The 1,929-nt window shown below is 35.4% G+C and carries 1 protein-coding gene; it reads right to left on the bottom strand.

Annotation, left to right across the window (positions count from 1 at the left end):
• Positions 1-512 precede the first annotated feature (512 nt).
• Positions 513-1,796, bottom strand: coding sequence for an IS110 family transposase (locus I4N53_RS11215; protein ID WP_012269267.1), 1,284 nt, complete (start codon positions 1,794-1,796; stop codon positions 513-515).
• Positions 1,797-1,929 lie beyond the last annotated feature (133 nt).

Below are 1,929 nucleotides of genomic sequence, written 5' to 3'. Positions count from 1 at the left end.
CCTCCCTCTATTATCTTTTATTTTCTCTTAATATCTTAGTTTTTCTTTAATTTTCTCATCACAACAAGAGCATCTCATGGCTTATATTATCATTTCTTACTTATCTAACCATTAAATAGGTAAGTTTAATAAACCTCATATCCTATTTCCATATTATGGCGGGATAGCTCCACTTATCTCATGGGGTTTACCCTCCCATGTCTCACTGGATCTCCGTCCTTAATTCCTTCGTTCTACCTGCCATGAGGTGGATGTCATTTCTGCTCCATTGCAGGGTCTTTGCCCGTATGGTGATTATTTTTTATGACAATTCCCGCTCTTGTTGTCAATATACCATCTTGACTAGTTGTTTTTGCTTTATTTCTTCCTTTACCTTTTATGTCACGTCGTTCACACTTTCGTTTTCCCTAAAAATTAATTCTTCTTAAGGATCAGCTTTTTAGATGTGAGTAAGTTAAAGCTGAAGAGAAGATAATTAACCCTTAATTGATTTTATAGTATGTTGGCACTTTTTATGCAGCTTCCTGTAAGGCTGGCCTCTTTATATCCTTCATCATCTTGATTGGGTCATATTTTACTCCTTTCTTTAATATGACATAAAATATCCTTATCAGTTTGTTGCACAATACTATTAGTGATTGCTTCTTTTTTAACGGGTTTTGCGCTCTGGTAGTGTAATATTTGTGAAGTTCACGAAACTCTTCGTTTTTTGCAACCAAGGCCATTACTGCAGTAAATAGTACTCTCCTCAATCGTTTCCTCCCTCTTTTACTTATTGTTGTTTCTCCTTTATACTTACCAGAGCTATTCTCTACTAGGTTTAATCCTCCTAGTTTTTGTATCTGTTTTGGATGTTCATATTTCTCAATGTCTCCTACTTCTGCAATAAACCCTGCTACTGTATTCATCCCTATCCCTTTGATTTCTAGTAGTTCTTTAACCCCTGGTATCTCAACTATTAATTCTTCCATCTTCTTCTCTATTTCTTCAATTTGTTTTTTGAGAAATTCGTATTGTTCAATGAGAGTCTTTATCTCGTATTCCGCCATCTTTATGCCCTGCTTCTTCCCTATGCTCTCCTTAGCAGTTTCTATCAGCTTTATAGCCCTTTTTTCTCCTACCCCTCTTTGTACTTCTTTCTTCCATATCGATATTATTTCTTCAGCACTCTTTTTTGCTATCTTCTCAGGCGTTGGAAATTCTCTTAATGTGATAAGTGCTGCTTTCCCTTCCCAGTCTGAAAATACGGTGTTAAACTCCGGAAAGTATATGTCCATCCATCTTGTTATTTGATTTTTTGTCATCCCTATTTGTTTGTTCAACCTGTCTTTTATGTCCATCGCTACCCTTAATTCTGCATATACTCCTTCAGGTATTGTCGGTTCTACATATCTCCCGTCTTTTACTAGCATTGCTATTGTTTTTGGGTCTTTTTTATCGCTTTTTGTGGGAGAATTGTCATCTAATTCTTTGCTCCTCTTTACATGGAATGGATTAACCAATACTACCTTTATGTTATTGTCTTTAAGGTATTGGGCAAAACATAGCCAATATTGCCCTGTCGGTTCTATCCCTACTATTAGTTTGTTTTTCTTATGTCTCTCCATCAAGTCTTTTGCCCATCTAAGAAATTTTGTTATACCTTCTCTATTGTTCTCAAATCTTAGGTATTTTCCATATTCTACTCCTCTGTAGTCAAATGCTCTGGCATAATGGCTTTCTTTTGCTATGTCTACTCCCGCAATTAATGTGTCTTCTGTTACTTGCAAAATCTTTTCATTTTGTGTATACTTCATTTTAGGTACCTCCTGTTTATTTTGATAATTCGAGGTAAGTTCTAGAACTTACACTCTGTATTTTATCAGGAGGTACTTATTTTTTCAAAGTTCATTCTCCCTTATTTTTTATTCATTACAGGAATGCTCCATT

The organism is Thermoanaerobacter sp. CM-CNRG TB177 (assembly GCF_018588165.1).
GTDB classification, from domain to species: domain Bacteria; phylum Bacillota; class Thermoanaerobacteria; order Thermoanaerobacterales; family Thermoanaerobacteraceae; genus Thermoanaerobacter; species Thermoanaerobacter thermocopriae.
Note: the sequence above shows the minus strand (reverse complement) of the source record. Positions and strands in the feature narration are given on the sequence as shown.